General features: G+C 69.5%; 12 protein-coding genes and 2 tRNA genes. 4 read left to right on the forward strand and 10 right to left on the reverse strand.

The features are described 5' to 3' along the window. Window positions 1-4: 4 nt before the first annotated feature. Genes FNH13_RS14520 through FNH13_RS14530 form a run of 3 tightly spaced genes read right to left on the reverse strand, consistent with a single transcriptional unit; the run spans window position 5 to window position 2,387 of the window. Complete coding sequence (locus FNH13_RS14520; RefSeq protein ID WP_143784080.1) at window positions 5-535, reverse strand: pyridoxamine 5'-phosphate oxidase family protein; 531 nt, start codon at window positions 533-535, stop codon at window positions 5-7. Beyond that, the gene (locus FNH13_RS14525) at window positions 532-1,206 is read right to left on the reverse strand and encodes a phosphodiesterase (protein ID WP_143784081.1); all 675 of its coding nucleotides are present in this window, start codon (window positions 1,204-1,206) and stop codon (window positions 532-534) included. The genes FNH13_RS14520 and FNH13_RS14525 overlap by 4 nt, the downstream gene beginning before the upstream one ends. Then, the gene (locus FNH13_RS14530) at window positions 1,203-2,387 is read right to left on the reverse strand and encodes a zinc-dependent alcohol dehydrogenase (RefSeq protein WP_143784082.1); all 1,185 of its coding nucleotides are present in this window, start codon (window positions 2,385-2,387) and stop codon (window positions 1,203-1,205) included. Before FNH13_RS14530 ends, FNH13_RS14525 begins: the two co-directional genes overlap by 4 nt. A 213-nt stretch (window positions 2,388-2,600) precedes the next feature. Between FNH13_RS14530 and FNH13_RS14535 the strand changes: the two genes are divergently transcribed. Further along, window positions 2,601-3,839 (forward strand): arginine deiminase, encoded by a 1,239-nt coding sequence (locus tag FNH13_RS14535; protein ID WP_143784083.1) that lies wholly within the window; start codon window positions 2,601-2,603, stop codon window positions 3,837-3,839. Here FNH13_RS14535 and FNH13_RS14540 read toward each other — a convergent pair. The 6 genes from FNH13_RS14540 to FNH13_RS14565 form a co-directional block, all read right to left on the reverse strand. Further along, window positions 3,833-4,717 carry a pseudouridine synthase gene (locus FNH13_RS14540; RefSeq protein ID WP_202878792.1) on the reverse strand — a complete coding sequence of 295 codons (885 nt, stop codon included), beginning with the start codon at window positions 4,715-4,717 and terminating at the stop codon, window positions 3,833-3,835. The genes FNH13_RS14535 and FNH13_RS14540 overlap by 7 nt on opposite strands. Window positions 4,718-4,833: 116 nt before the next feature. Beyond that, window positions 4,834-6,516: an energy-dependent translational throttle protein EttA gene (gene ettA, locus FNH13_RS14545; protein ID WP_143784085.1), complete on the reverse strand. Its 1,683-nt coding sequence runs from the start codon at window positions 6,514-6,516 to the stop codon at window positions 4,834-4,836. 109 nt (window positions 6,517-6,625) lie between these two features. Beyond that, a complete protein-coding gene (locus tag FNH13_RS14550) occupies window positions 6,626-7,153 on the reverse strand; it encodes a single-stranded DNA-binding protein (RefSeq protein WP_143784086.1) in 528 nt (175 codons plus the stop codon). 325 nt (window positions 7,154-7,478) lie between these two features. After that, window positions 7,479-9,104: a GTPase gene (locus FNH13_RS14555; RefSeq protein WP_143784087.1), complete on the reverse strand. Its 1,626-nt coding sequence runs from the start codon at window positions 9,102-9,104 to the stop codon at window positions 7,479-7,481. Then, window positions 9,101-10,807 (reverse strand): dynamin family protein, encoded by a 1,707-nt coding sequence (locus tag FNH13_RS14560; protein WP_407669903.1) that lies wholly within the window; start codon window positions 10,805-10,807, stop codon window positions 9,101-9,103. Before FNH13_RS14560 ends, FNH13_RS14555 begins: the two co-directional genes overlap by 4 nt. Before the next feature lie 111 nt (window positions 10,808-10,918). Beyond that, window positions 10,919-10,991, reverse strand: a tRNA-Arg gene (locus FNH13_RS14565). Window positions 10,992-11,100: 109 nt separating this feature from the next. On the opposite strand from FNH13_RS14565, the gene tyrA reads away from it, so the two are divergent. After that, window positions 11,101-12,246 carry a bifunctional chorismate mutase/prephenate dehydrogenase gene (gene tyrA, locus FNH13_RS14570; RefSeq protein WP_143784088.1) on the forward strand — a complete coding sequence of 382 codons (1,146 nt, stop codon included), beginning with the start codon at window positions 11,101-11,103 and terminating at the stop codon, window positions 12,244-12,246. Window positions 12,247-12,314: 68 nt separating this feature from the next. On the opposite strand, the gene FNH13_RS14575 is transcribed toward tyrA, so the two are convergent. After that, window positions 12,315-13,634 (reverse strand): PrsW family intramembrane metalloprotease, encoded by a 1,320-nt coding sequence (locus FNH13_RS14575; RefSeq protein ID WP_165700130.1) that lies wholly within the window; start codon window positions 13,632-13,634, stop codon window positions 12,315-12,317. A gap of 40 nt (window positions 13,635-13,674) precedes the next feature. On the opposite strand from FNH13_RS14575, the gene orn reads away from it, so the two are divergent. Together orn and FNH13_RS14585 are read left to right on the forward strand one after the other, a co-directional pair. After that, window positions 13,675-14,304: an oligoribonuclease gene (orn, locus tag FNH13_RS14580; protein ID WP_228266428.1), complete on the forward strand. Its 630-nt coding sequence runs from the start codon at window positions 13,675-13,677 to the stop codon at window positions 14,302-14,304. 155 nt (window positions 14,305-14,459) lie between these two features. Beyond that, window positions 14,460-14,532: transfer RNA gene (locus FNH13_RS14585), tRNA-His, on the forward strand. Window positions 14,533-14,543: the final 11 nt, after the last annotated feature.

The following is a 14,543-nucleotide window of genomic DNA, read 5'->3' on the forward strand; positions in this document are numbered from 1 at the left end:
TGGGTCAGGGCAGTTCCACCACGGTCGGGCCGGCGTCCTCGCCCTCGCGCCCGGTCATGGCCTTGAGGGTGCTGACCGCAGTCCCAAGGAGCGAGTCGCCGCCCCAGAACTCCGCCGTGTCCCCGGTGACGCGCAGCACCACGTTGTCCGGGTTTTCCGGTCCACCCTCCATGAACGCGCTCGCCCCCTTGCTCCACAACTGCTCCACCAGCGCCCGGTCCCGCACCACCGTCGCTGTCCCCGCCAGGGACACCCAGGCCTTCGCCGAGGCATAGGCCACGTTGACCTGGGGGTGGGCCTCGATGTCCCGCACCACCGGGCTGCGGCCCCGGACGAGGAAGAGCACGTCACCGTCCTCCTCCGCCCGCTGCGTTGACAACGGCCGGCTGGTGAGCCGCCCTGGGGAGGTCGCGTCGAGGGTCGTCAGCATGGCCACGTCCATGCCATCGATGAGGTCGTGGACCGTGGCGACGTCCTCGGGGGCGTCACTGATCGTCACCGGGTCGTCGGGGTGGGTGTCATGGTGCTCGGTCATGGGATCTCCTCCGTTGTGATGGGATCTGCCGCGACCTGTTGGGACGCGGCATAGGACGGTCCGCGCAGGCGCGCCCACAAGGGGTGCGTCCACGCGCCGGCAGGCGGGTGCCCGACGGGGTTGTGTCGCCGGGTGCAGTCCCCGTCGGTCCAGGTGACCGTGAGTCGCCCTCGCTCGTGCCAGGGCCGCCCGGGAGCCGAGACCAACAGCCGGTATGCCGTGGGCGGGCCGCCCGCGCCCGGCGCCTCGACCGGGTCGAGGCGCAGCAGGAGTGGTCCGCTCCGGGTGCTGAGCGGCAGGAGCGTCGTGACCGGGCCGTGGTCGCGCAGGCGTCGCAGGGTCAGGACGTGCCGACCGACCACGCCAGTGCCGGTGGAGGCGAACAGCAGGTCACCCGCGGCGGCGCCCCACACCCGCAATGCCAGCCCTTCGATGTCGTAGCCCTCGCCACGGCGGCCGGTCGCGCGCGACCAGCGGACCAGGCACGGGTGCGGACCCGGATCGTCGAGGAGCCGCACCCCGCTCTCCCCGTCCGGCGACGTCCGGAGGTCGGCCGTGCCACACACCCCAACGGGGTGCAGTGCGCGGGATCCTCGCAGCCGGGCCAGGACCCCAAAGAGTCCGGCGAGCGTCATCCCTCCGGCCCGACCGACCGCCTCTGCGACGGTCACGGGCTGAGGATGACCTTGAGGCAGCCATCGGCCTTGTCGTTGAAGGTCTGATACATCTCCGGTGCCTGCTCCAGCGGCACGCGGTGCGTGGCCAGGTCCTCGAGGTCAAAGATGTCGGCCGTGCCGCTGACCAGGTCATAGAGTTCGTCGGTCCAGCGCCTGACATTGCACTGGCCCATCCGCAGCTGGACCTGCTTGTCAAAGAGCTGCATCATCGGCATCGGGTCGGCCATGCCGCCATAGACCCCGCTGACGGAGATCGTGCCGCCGCGGCGGACCGCCTCGATGGCCGTGTGCAGTGCCGCGAGCCGGTCCACCCCAGCGGTCTCGATCGCCTTGCGCGCCAGTGGCTTAGGCAGTCGCTTGACCGCGGCGACCGCGGCTCCCAGGACCGGGCTGCCGTGCGCCTCCATGCCGACGGCGTCGACCACGCTGTCGGGCCCGCGGCCATCCGTCATCTCGTGCAGGGTCGCGGCGACGTCCTTGACCTGGGACTGGTCCACGACCTCCGCGCCGTGGCGACGGGCCAGCTCAAGTCGCTCGGGAACACGGTCCACCCCGATGACTCGCTGCACCCCCATCTGACGGGCCACACGCACGCACAGCTGGCCCACCGGCCCGAGGCCCAGGACGGCAAGGGTGCCACCCTCCTCGACGTCGGCATAGACGACCGCCTGCCACGCCGTGGGCAGGATGTCGGAGAGATAGAGGAAGCGCTCGTCGGGCAGGTCCGAGGTGATCTTCACCGGCCCGAAGTCGGCGTGCGGGACCCGCACCAGCTCGGCCTGCCCACCCGGCACCGAGCCATAGAGGCTGGTGTAGCCGAACAGGCTGGCCCCCTTGCCGGTGTCCCGGTTCTGCGTGGTCTCGCACTGGGAGTACAGCTGGCGAGTGCACATGAAGCACGAGCCGCAGCAGATCGTGAAGGGCACGACGACCCGGTCCCCGACGGACAGGTGCTCCAGCCCCGGGCCGACCTCCTCGACGATGCCCATGAACTCGTGGCCCAGGACGTCTCCTGGCTCGAGATAGGCCGCCAGCACGTTGTAGAGGTGCAGGTCCGAGCCGCAGATCGCCGTCGAGGTGACGCGCACGACAGCGTCGGTCGGCTTCTCGATCGCCGGGTCAGGAACGTCCTGGACGCTGACGTCCTGCAGGCCCTGCCAGGTGAGTGCTCTCATGCATCCCACGCTAAGTCCGCGGCTGGAGTGCCGCACGGCGGCGAGGAACCGGCCGGCCTCACGCCTCGGTTAGCCCGCAGAACTCGTTGCCGCTCGGGTCTAGTCACCTTTGTCGTCATCCTCGCTTTCGCCATCGTCGGTATCGTGCTGCTGGCGACCGGTTCGGTCCCGATCTGGTCCCAGCCCCAGTCACGCACGCAGGAAGGAACGTTGATGTCGCTCCCCACCCACGGTGTCCACTCCGAGGTCGGCAAGCTCAACAAGGTGCTGGTCTGCCGTCCCGGGCTGAGCCACGAACGGCTCACGCCGAGCACCAGTGACGACCTCCTGTTCGACGACGTGCTCTGGGTGGAGAGCGCTCGGCGCGACCACCAGGACTTCGTGGACAACCTGCGCTCCCGCGGCGTGGAGGTCGTCGAGCTGCACGAGCTGCTGATCGAGACGCTGGCCGTCCCCGGGGCGCGTGACTGGCTGATGGACCGCAAACTGACGGTCAACGACGTCGGGCTCGGTCTGATCGACGACACCCGTGCCTACCTGGACACCCTGGACGCCACGACGCTGACCGAGTTCCTCATCGGCGGGCTCGCCACCCGGGAGATGCCCCAGGAGTTCCGTTCGGCCCACCTGGCCCTGGTGCGTGACTCGGGCGGGGTGACCGAATATGTCATGCCACCGCTGCCCAACACCATCTACACCCGGGACACCACCTGCTGGATCTATGGCGGGCTGACCCTCAACCCGCTCTACTGGCCCGCCCGGCACGACGAGACGCTGCTGATGAAGGCGGTCTACGAGTTCCACCCCGGCTACACCGGCAGCACCGTGTGGTGGGGCGACCCGGAGCAGGACTGGGGACTGTCCACGATCGAGGGTGGCGACGTCATGCCGATCGGCAACGGTGCCGTGCTGATCGGGATGAGCGAACGCACCTCACGTCAGGGGATCACGCAGGTCGCCGCGAAGCTCTTCGAGGCCGAGGCCGCCACCCGGGTCGTCGTCGCCGGCATGCCGAAGCTGCGGGCTGCCATGCACCTGGACACCGTCTTCACCTTCGCCGACCGCGATGTCGTGACCTACTATCCCGACATCGTCGACGGCATCAAGACCTTCTCTCTGCGTCCCGCCGACGACGGCGGCCTGGAGGTCACCAAGGAGTCCGACTCCTTCATCGACGTTGTGGCCAACGCGCTCGGCCTGCCCTCCCTGCGGGCGGTCGAGCCCGGCGGTGGTTGGTATGCCGGGGAGCGCCAGCAGTGGGACAGCGGCAACAACGCGGTGGCCGTCGAACCCGGGGTGGTCTTCACCTACGACCGCAACACCTACACCAACGAACTGCTGCGCGCTGAGGGCATCGAGGTCATCCCGATCCGGGGTGCCGAGCTCGGCCGTGGCCGTGGCGGCGGCCACTGCATGACCTGCCCGATCTCCCGCGACCCGGTGGACTATTGACCCTTCGACCCGGCCCACCATGCACCAGCGCGCCACGCACCAGCCCGCTCCAGGCGCTGCCTCGAGACGAACCGCAGGTCCAGGCCCGTCACCGGGTCGGTGAACGCCAGCTCCGCCGCCAGCAGCTGCAGCGGCTGGCTGAAGTCGCCGGGCGCCGTGTCCAGGACCTCTGGATAGAGCGGGTCACCCACGATCGGTGCCCCGAGCCGGGAGAGGTGGACCCGCAGCTGGTGCGTGCGCCCGGTCTCCGGTCGCAGCCGGACCAGGGCCAGTCCGTCGGCCCGTTCCAGCACCTCGACGTGCGTCACGGCGTTGGGCTCACCGGACACCTCGAGCGCCTGCAGCTGCCCGCGCTGCTTCTCGATGCGAGAACGCGCCACCGCGGGCAGCGTCACGCACTCCCCGAGCCGGACGACGGCCAGATAGGTCTTGTCCACCGCTCGCGTGGCGAACAGCTCCTGGTAGGTGCCGCGCAGCGCAGGGTCCTTGGTCAGCAGCAGCACTCCCGCGGTGAGGCGGTCCAGCCGGTGCGCGGGCTGGACCTGCTCCCAGCCCGGCTGCCGACGCAGCCGCGCCAGCACGGTCTCCCGCACGTGCCGGCCGCGCGGCATGGTCGCCAGGAAGTGCGGCTTGTCGACGACCAGGATCCGCTCGTCCTCGTGCAGCACGCTGAGCTCACCGGGCACCGAGACCTCCGCCGGCGGATCACGGTGCAGATAGACCCACTGACCCGGGGCGTAGGCCGTGCCGCGAGTGACGCGGGTGCCGTCGCCCAGGCGGACCTCACCACCGTCCAGGGCCCGCACCACCTCGCCGGCCCCGCGAGTGCGCTCGAGGAGGAACTCGGTGACGGTCCCCCATGGGCCGCCGATCGGCATACTGAACCGCGCTGGCGGGACCCCGTCGCGGTGCGGAAGGGGGGCGGGACGACGAACCCGCCGGCTCCCACGCGGCGCAGCGCCGTGGGGAACCCGCGGGTCCATGGTCGGTCCGCTCAGTCGCGGGTGAGCTTGCGGTAGGTGACGCGGTGCGGGCGCGCCGCGTCGGCACCGAGGCGCTCGACCTTGTTCTCCTCGTAGGCACCGAAGTTGCCCTCGAACCAGTGCCAGGCCGACGGGTTCTCCTCCGTGCCCTCATAGGCCAGCAGGTGCGTGGCGACGCGGTCCAGGAACCACCGGTCGTGGCTGATGACCACGGCACAACCCGGGAAGTTGAGCAGCGCGTTCTCCAGGGAGCCGAGGGTCTCGACGTCCAGGTCGTTGGTGGGCTCGTCAAGGAGCAGCAGGTTGCCGCCCTCCTTGAGGGTCAGCGCCAGGTTGAGGCGGTTGCGCTCACCACCGGAGAGGATGCCGGCCTTCTTCTGCTGGTCCGGACCCTTGAAGCCGAACTGGCTGACGTAGGCGCGCGAAGGGATCTCGACCTGGCCGACCTGGATGAAGTCGTTGCCGTCGGAGACTACCTCCCACAGTGACTTCTCCGGGTCGATGCCGCCGCGCGACTGGTCGACATAGGAGATCTTGACCGTCTCGCCGACCTTGACCGTGCCCGCGTCCGGCTCCTCGAGACCCACGATGGTCTTGAACAGCGTGGTCTTGCCGACACCGTTGGGGCCGATGACACCGACGATGCCGTTGCGCGGCAGGGTGAAGGACAGGTTGTCGATGAGGACGCGGTCTCCGAAACCCTTCTTGAGGTCGTTGACCTCGATGACCTGGGCCCCCAGGCGCGGACCCGGCGGGATCTGGATCTCCTCGAAGTCCAGCTTGCGGGTCTTTTCCGCCTCAGCTGCCATCTCCTCGTAGCGGCTCAGGCGGGCCTTGCTCTTGGTCTGCCTCGCCTTGGCGTTGGAGCGGACCCACTCCAACTCCTTCTCGAGGCGCTTGGCCAGCTTGGCGTCCTTCTTGCCCTGGACGGCCAGCCGCTCGCGCTTCTTCTCCAGATAGGTGGAGTAGTTGCCCTCGTAGCCGATGAGCCGACCACGGTCGACCTCAGCGATCCACTCGGCGACGTTGTCCAGGAAGTACCGGTCGTGAGTGACGGCCAGGACGGCGCCGGGGTACTCCTTGAGGTGCTGCTCCAGCCACTGCACGGACTCGGCGTCCAGGTGGTTGGTGGGCTCATCGAGCAGCAGCAGGTCGGGCTTGCTCAGCAGCAGCTTGCACAGCGCCACCCGGCGGCGCTCACCACCGGAGAGCACGGTCACGTCGGCGTCGCCGGGCGGGCAGCGCAGCGCGTCCATCGCCTGCTCGAGCTGAGCATCCAGGTCCCAGGCGTCGGCGTGGTCGATCTCCTCCTGCAGCTGGCCCATCTCCGTCATGAGCGCGTCGAAGTCGGCGTCCGGGTTTGCCATCTCCTCGGAGATCGCGTTGTAGCGCTCGACCTTGGCCAGGATCTCACCCACGCCCTCCTGGACGTTGCCCAGGACGGTCTTCTCCTCGTTGAGCGGCGGCTCCTGCAGCAGGATGCCGACGCTGTAGCCGGGCGAGAGCCGGGCCTCACCGTTGGAGGGCTGGTCCATCCCCGCCATGATCTTCAGGATGGTGGACTTGCCAGCACCGTTGGGCCCGACCACGCCGATCTTGGCGCCGGGATAGAAGGACATCGTGACGTCGTCGAGGATCAACTTGTCGCCGACCGCCTTGCGGGCACGCGTCATGGTGTAGATGAATTCGGCCATGCCTCTCAGGCTATCCGTCGGAGGCGGTCCAGCCCGAATCGGTGGCCTGCCCTCGCCAGTGACCCGACCACTGACTCCCACTGTGTCGCGACCGGCCCGGCCCCGGATCTCAAGCGCTCAGGGGGACCTGCTCGTCAGCGGTGGACTCCTCGGCGTAGTCGTCCTCGGCATCATCTGCGAGGTCACTCTGGAGGGAGGGCGCATCATCGGCCGGCGGTCCGTCGAGGGCCGCCCGCACGTTCTCGTCGGCCAGCGGGTCAGTGCCACTGAGCTGGGGACGCCGCACGCTCGTAAAGTCGGCCTGCCCGAAATTGAGGTTGGGGCCGATCTCGGTGGCCATGATCTGCGCCTCGGTGCCCTGCTTGTCACCGTTGGTCCAGTTCACGACCCGCAGCTTGCCCTGGACGATCACCGGGGTGCCCTTCTTCAGCGACTCGAAGGCGTTGACCGCCAGGGCACGAAAGGCCGAGACCTTGTAGAAGCTGGTGCCGGTCTCCAGCCACACCTGCCGCTCCCGGTCGAAGTAGCCGTGGTTGACGGCAACCCGGAAACTACTGAACACATCGCCGCCCTTGGTGGTGCCGACCACCGGCTCGGCGGTCACGTTGCCGGCCACGGTCACGAGTGAATCTGTCATCTCAACTTCCCCTTCGGCTCAGTCCCACGGATCTGTGGGTGCCACCACCGTGCCGGGCTGCCCGGCCTACGGGGAGACGGGTCGGAGATTCTGTGGACAAGGGACTGCCCCGCGCCAGACTGTGGACAGCCGTGCGCCGATATCCCTGCCAGAGCCTGGCGGGGTGCGCGGACGATACCCCCGGTCAAGAGAGCCTGGTTCGAATTACGGAACCGCTCGGAAAAGCCGGTTTCGACCTACGAAACCGCTCGGAAAAGCCGGTTTCGACCTACGAAACCACGCGGAAAAGCCGGGTTCGACCTACGAAACCACTCTCAAAATTGGGTCAGCGTGCGGCAGCCTGGAGCTGCTGACGCGTCTGCTTGTGACGCTCAAGCACCGCCTTGACCGGCACGCTCACGTGCTCGCGGGCGACCTCCGCCACCGAGCCGGCCAGTCGCTTCTCGATCGCATCACGGCGGCGTCGGGCACCGACCCGAGCCAGGGCGCGGGAGACAAGCGCCACGAACAAGCCCAGGAGGACACCACCGCCGAGCATCAGCACCGGGATCGGCAACGGCCCCCAGGTCGGGACCTCCTGCGGCATCTGCAGGAACCCGAAGGCGCCGAGCACGACGAGCCAGGCCAGACCGCCGATCGCCAGCAGGGCCAGCAGCCACTGCAGGATGTTCACCGCCTGCCACCACAGCGGGTTGCGGGCTCGCAGCGGGGTATTCATGACGGCCTGGTCCAGGGAGTCGGCCAGCTCACCGGTGTACGGGGTCGCCGCGTGGGCGACCGCGTCAGCCCACCGCGGGGGCAGCCCGGCACCGGCAGCCTCCCCCACCTGCCGGGTGGCCAGGTCCACCCCGGAGCGCGCGGCCGGGCTGGGCGGGGGCAGCGAGGAACGGCCCAGTGCCGTCTTGACATCGGTCGCGGTGATCGCGGCCGGGTTGTCCCCCAGCCGCAACCGCTTGAGCGGGTCGGGACGCAGCGCGGACACCCACCGGGTGAACGGCCACCCGACGTGGTCTCCGGCCTGCCGCAGATAGTCACGCTGCACGGCGTCGAGCACCACCGGCACCCCGGCCGCCTGGTTCAGCGCCGTGACGAGCGCGCGGTCAGCCTGGGGATCCAGCCCGGGCTCCTCGTCCCCCACGTCCTGCAGCAGGTCACGCGCGGTGCCCTTGACGTCACCGACGAGACGTTGCTCGGCAGCGTTGCGCCGCTGGACCACCTCGCCGATCGCGGCCCGGAGGTCGTCGAGCCCGGTGCGCATCCGCGCGGAGGTGCCGATGACCTCGAAGTCACCCGCGCCGTCAGCTGCGACCAGCGTGCGCAGGTCCTCCTTGACCTCCTCGACCGCACCCTCGTCCTGGATCCGGTCGACCTGGTTGAGGACCACCAGCATCACGGTCTCGTGGTCCTGCAGTGGTGCCAGATACTCGTTGTGCAGGCGTGCGTCGGCATACTTCTGCGGGTCGGTGACCCAGACGAAAACGTCGGAGCGCTCCAGGATGCGGTCCGCCTCGACCCGGTGGGCCTGGGCCGTGGAGTCGAAGTCGGGCAGGTCCACCAGGATCAGCCCGTCGAGAGCGTCGTCCTGATCCGAGACGTGGTGGCGGGCATCGATGCCCAACCAGCTCAGCAGCTCACTGGGATCCTCCGCCCCGCCCCAGATCGCCGCCGTGGCCCTGGAGGTCGTCGGACGGCGCGCCCCGATGAGGGAGACTTCCTCTCCGACAAGGGCATTGAAGAGCGTGGACTTGCCCGAGCCGGTGGCCCCCGCGAGGGCCACGACGGTGCGTCCACCCTTGAGCTCCCACCGCTCCCGGACCTTGGAGACCAGCGCCACGGCGGCCCCGGAGCGCTGCGGGTCCAGCTCCTCCCCGCCCTGCTCCAGCGCGTCATCCAACTGATCGGTGCGCCAGAGCAACGACTCCTCGCGGCTGCCGGACCTGCGGCGGCTCATCGGCTCTCCTCCACCTGCTGGGCCGCGGCGGTCAGGTCACGCACACCTGCCGGGGCCAGCTCCACCTCGTCCAGGACAGCCTCGTAGCGGGCTCGCTCCTCGTCATACAGCTCGCTCACCCGCGCCAGCAGGCTCCGGCGCGCCTTGGCCGCGAGCTCGCGCACCGCCTGGTCGCCGAAGATGGCTTCCAGCAGTCGTTGCGCCAGGACCGCCGAACCCCCGGCGATGCCGACCTCGACCCCGGTCAGTCCGGCTGTGGAGGCGAAGACCACCAGCATCAACATCACCGCGAGGGCGTTGACGCCGAAGGCGAGATAGCGCGCCGTCGTGCGCTTCTGTCCGGCCTCGGTGCGGACCAGGTCGAGGACCTCGCCCTGCCAGTCACGGATCATCCGCTCCACGCGGGACTCGATGTCGGGACCCGCCTTGGCCAGCTCCGGATGGTCGACGACCAGGGCCGCGCCGCCACCAGAGCCCTTCCAGGTGCGGGCGGCGCTGGCCGCGGCCAGCTGGGCGTGCGAGGTGACCAGCGCGGCGGCACCGGTCTGGATCGCCTCCCCCAGGTGCTCTGTGGAGACGCTCTTGCCGGTGAAGAAGGACGTCAGCCGGTCCCGCAGTCGGCTGATGCCTGCCTCGACCTGGCGTAGGAACTCACCGGTGCCGACCAGTTCCTGCCAGCGGGCGAGCACCTCACCGCGCAGCAGGGTGCCGTCCTCCATCCCGTCCTCGACGCCCTGGGCCGCTTCCTGGTATGCCGTGTGCGCCGCCTTGCGCAGGGCCTCCCGGGCCTCGACCTGGGCCTGACCGGCCTCGGCGAGAGCATCGGCGCGGTCGCCCAGGGAGCCCAGCGCCCCCTCGAGGGTGCGCCGGATGACCACCGAACGGGCCTTGGCGTCCCCTGCCAGGGTGTGCAGCCAGCCGCGCAGCCGCTCGGTGTCTCGGGCCGGGAGCATCCCATCCGCGCCGAGGGGTGACTCGGCGATGGTGAAGATCGGGGACTTGGACAGTCCCTGCTCGCGCAGCATCTCGGCCAGGTGCAGACGGATGTCCTCCATGGCCTCCGGGGGCACCCGGTCCAGCACGATCGCCACGCTCGTGCCGCGCTCGGCCGCCTCGCGCAGCAGCTCCCAGGGGACGGCGTCGGCATACCGTGCGGCCGTGGTCACGAAGAGCCACAGGTCGGCCGCCGCCAGCAGCTGGCGGGCCAGGTCCCGGTTGGAGGTGACGACCGAGTCGATGTCGGGCGCGTCGAGCAGGCCCAGGCCCGCCGGGAGCATCGCCGAGGGGGTCAGGCGCACCGAGGCGGGGTCGTCCTCGTCGGTCACGGAGCCGGTGACCCGGGACAGGCTGGGCAGGATGCGGTCACCGCTGAACCACTTTTTGTCAGCGGGGTGGTGCACCAGCACCGAGGCCCGAGTGGTGGGACGCAGCACGCCGGCGCGGGTCACCGTCTCCCCGACCAGGCTGTTGACCAGGGTCGACTTGCCGGCACCCGTCGAGCCACCCACGACGCACAGCAGTGGCGCGTCGAGGGAACGGAGGCGGGGCAGCACATAGTCGTCGAGCTGCTTGACCAGATCGCCCTGTCCGCGCCGGGCCTCGTCCACGCCGGGCAGGTCGAAGGGCAGGCGGACCCGCTCCGCCGCACCGCGCATGTGCTCGACAGCGCGCAGCAGAGCCCCTCCGGAGTCCGTGACAGTCACGACCTAAGATTGCCGTGTGCGCGGCGTTCGGCCAAACGGAACCGCCGTGACAGCGGGAACTGGTGCGTTTCGCCGTCTGCGAGCTGCGTGGCACGGCACGCTTTCCCGGTGCGCCCCCGGCAGGACTCGAACCTGCAACCTACGGATTAGAAGGCCGTTGCTCTATCCATTGAGCTACGGGGGCAGCGGTCGCCAGCGGAGCGGACCGGTGCCCAGTCTAGATGCGCCCCACGCGGCGGTGGACGTCCTGAGGCGGGCGCCACGGCGCAGGCGGACGCGACTACTCTCAGCACATGGAGCAGCCCCACCCCTCGGCCGGCCCTGAGGCACCTCTCGCCGAGCTGCGCGACCAGATCGACGCTGTGGACAAGCAGGTCATGGACCTGTTGGCGCGACGCCTCGAGCTCGTCGCCGAGGTCGGGGAGCTCAAGGGACAGCACGGGCTGCCCATCTACGCCCCCGAGCGGGAGCGCACGATGATCGCCGCCCGCCGGACCGAGGCCGAGCGACGTGGCCTGCCACCGGACCTCATCGAGGATGTGCTGCGCCGCTGCATGCGTGAGGCCTATGCCCACGAGAAGAACCTCGGTTTCACGCGGCAGTCCCCCGACCTGGGTCCCATCGTCATCGTCGGTGGTGCGGGGCAGATGGGGCAGCTGTTCGGGCGGATGCTGCGGTTGTCCGGTTATGAGGTGCGCGAGCTGGACCGGGACGACTGGGACAACAGCCAGCAGCTCTTTGACGGTGTCGGGATGGTGCTGGTCAGCGTCCCGATCCACGACACCGTCTCGGTGATCCACCAGCTCCCACCCCTGCCCGCGGACTGCCTCCTGGTCGACCTAACCTCCACCAAGCTGGCCCCGATGGAGGCGATGCTGCAGGTGCATGAGGGTCCGGTGCTCGGGCTGCACCCGATGTTCGCCCCCGACGTGGACAACCTCGCCAAGCAGGTGATCGCCTACGTCCCCGGCCGTCACCCCGACGCCAGCACCTGGCTGCTGGAGCAGATCCGACTCTGGGGGGCGCGTCTGCACGAGGTCAGCGCGCAGGACCACGACCACGCGATGGGCCTGATCCAGGCCCAGCGGCACTTCTCGACGTTCGCCTACGGTCTGCACCTGATCCGCGAGGACCGTTCCCTCGATGAGCTGCTCGCGCTCTCCTCACCGATCTATCGCCTGGAGCTGATCATGATCGGCCGGCTGTTCGCCCAGGACCCCGAACTCTATGCCGACATCATCCTCTCCTCCCCCGACCACCTCGAGCTGCTCGACCGCTATCACGAGCGGTTCGCCGAGGCGCTGGAGATCCTGCGCGCAGGCGATCGGGAGGCGTTTATCGCCCGGTTCCGCGAGATCGGCGCCTGGTTCGGTCCCTCTGCCGAGAGGTTCATGGCGGAGAGCCGCACCCTGCTGGCCCACGCCGACGCCCAGCGCTGACCCATTTTTGGAGGGGTTGCGTCGGCGGATCGCGTCTTTTGAGAGAGGTTTCGTAGGTTCCGCGGGTCCTAGAGCTTGTGCGGCACCGGGACGATCCGGGGCTGCGCGGCATACGCCTGCATCGGACGGGGCGGCGCAAAGGTCACGCGCCGGGCCTGGACCGTCTGCAGCAGGGCCCGCTCGCGCAGCTGCCAGACCGGGTCCGAGTCGCCCCGCTCCAGGTGCTGCCGGGCGATCGCCAGCTCGCTCGCCTCGTCCTGGAAGGCCTCCATGGCCGCCTCGGCGCGGGAGCCGCCCACGCCCTTGGCCCAGGCGCGGGCACGACGCCGCTCGCGGGGCGAGACCAGCATGGCGACCTCGGCCGGGGTGAACCACCCGTTGAGGCCATAGCCAGTCAGGTGGGTGCGCAGCATCCGGGTCTCGGAGCGGCGGGAGAGGACCAGCAGCAGGACGAAGCCGATAAACAACGGCACCTGCACCAGCACGTAGGCCACCAGGAAACCGTCCATCGTGCTCACCGCCGCGAAGTTCCACAGGAAGTGCAGGAAGACCGCCACGACATAGCCGAGCACTGGCACGAAGGCGAAGCGCCACTGCCGCCGGTGGGTGATCAGGCCCAGCGCGATGCCGAAGGCGACGGTGAACATCGGGTGCGCGAAAGGACTGACCAGCACCCGCATCACGAAGATCCCCAGCAGGCCCGGGGTGCCGAGCTCGCTGTAGGCACCGCCCAGATAGATGATGTTCTCCACGAAAGCGAAGCCGACCGCGACCATCCCGGCATAGACGATTCCGTCCACCAGGCCATTGAACTCACGGCGGGCGACCAGGAAGATCACCAGCACTCCGAGGCACTTCAGGGCTTCCTCGACCAGCGGCGCAACGAGCACAGCGCCGGTGAAGAGCGGGTCGAGCTCCAGGCCGGCGAAGAAGGCCATCCCGACCTCGTTGAGGATCAGCGCCCCGGCCGTGCTGACCAGCGCGCCCCACAGGAAGGCGAACCACATGATCCGGGCGGGCTCAGCCTCAAGGCGGTCCACCCACAGCAGCACCGGCACGACGATGCCGAGGGCGATCGAGCCGGTCAGCACCCCCAGCAGCGCCGCCGTGGCCCCCGTGCTCTCGGCGACCAGGATCGCCATGAACAGACCGCACAACGCAAACAGGGTGACCGCGACGCCGGTGAGGACGACGCGGCGCAGGGTCCGCCGAGGGGTGGTGTTGGCGGGCTCCCCCACACCGGCATACGGTCCGTGCGGCGCCCATCCCGGCCCGGGTGGCGGCTGCGACGCCCCACTCGGCGCCCAGCCCGGGCCGGACGGTGGCAGCGGAGCATGAGGCGGTCCCCCGACGGCGCTGCCGGTCGATTGATACGGCTGGTGCGACATGGCGGTCACGCTACCCCGGCCGCTGGGTAGTGTGGGACCTGTGACAGAGACCATCACCAAGGCCCAGGCTGACCGGATCGTCTGGATCGACTGCGAGATGACCGGCCTTGACATCGTCCACGACGCCCTGGTTGAGGTGGCCGCGCTGGTGACAGACTTCGAGCTCAACGTGCTTGGTGAGGGCGTCGAGTTGGTGATCCGTCCGCCGGAGGCCGCCCTGACCCAGATGGGCGACTTCGTCCGGCAGATGCACACCGACTCCGGCCTGCTCGACCGGCTCGCCGAGGGCACCACCGTCGAGGACGCACAGACACAGGTGCTGGACTACGTGCGCCACTGGGTCCCCGAGTCACGCAAGGCCCCGCTCGGCGGCAACACCGTCAGCACCGACCGTGCCTTCCTGGCTCGCGACATGCCCGAGCTGGAGTCGCACCTGCACTACCGGATCATCGACGTCTCCTCCATCAAGGAGCTGTCCCGTCGCTGGTTTCCCCGCGCCTATTTCGCCGCCCCCGCCAAGACCGGTGGGCACCGTGCCCTCGGCGACATCCGCGACTCGATCACCGAGCTGCGCTACTACCGTCAGGCGGTCTTCCAGGCCCAGCCCGGGCTGGAGTCGGCCGCGCTGAAGGAGCTCGCCACCACGGTGGCCGCCGACCACGACACCTGACCGATCAGGCCCGTATGCCGGGTGCCGATCGGCCCTGCTGGCACCGGTCAGCCGGTGCCCGGGTGGGAGTCGGTGGCTCGGTTCGGAGCCACCGCCTGGAACAGGTATCATGGTCGCCGTTGCCCGAACGCCTCCCGGCGTGACGGGGTGACATGGTGGGTGTAGCTCAGCAGGTAGAGCGCCGCGTTGTGGTCGCGGATGTCGCGGGTTCAAGTCCCGTCACTCACCCCGGCAGCGCC

The organism is Ornithinimicrobium ciconiae (genome assembly GCF_007197575.1).
Classification (GTDB): Bacteria; Actinomycetota; Actinomycetes; order Actinomycetales; family Dermatophilaceae; genus Ornithinicoccus; species Ornithinicoccus ciconiae.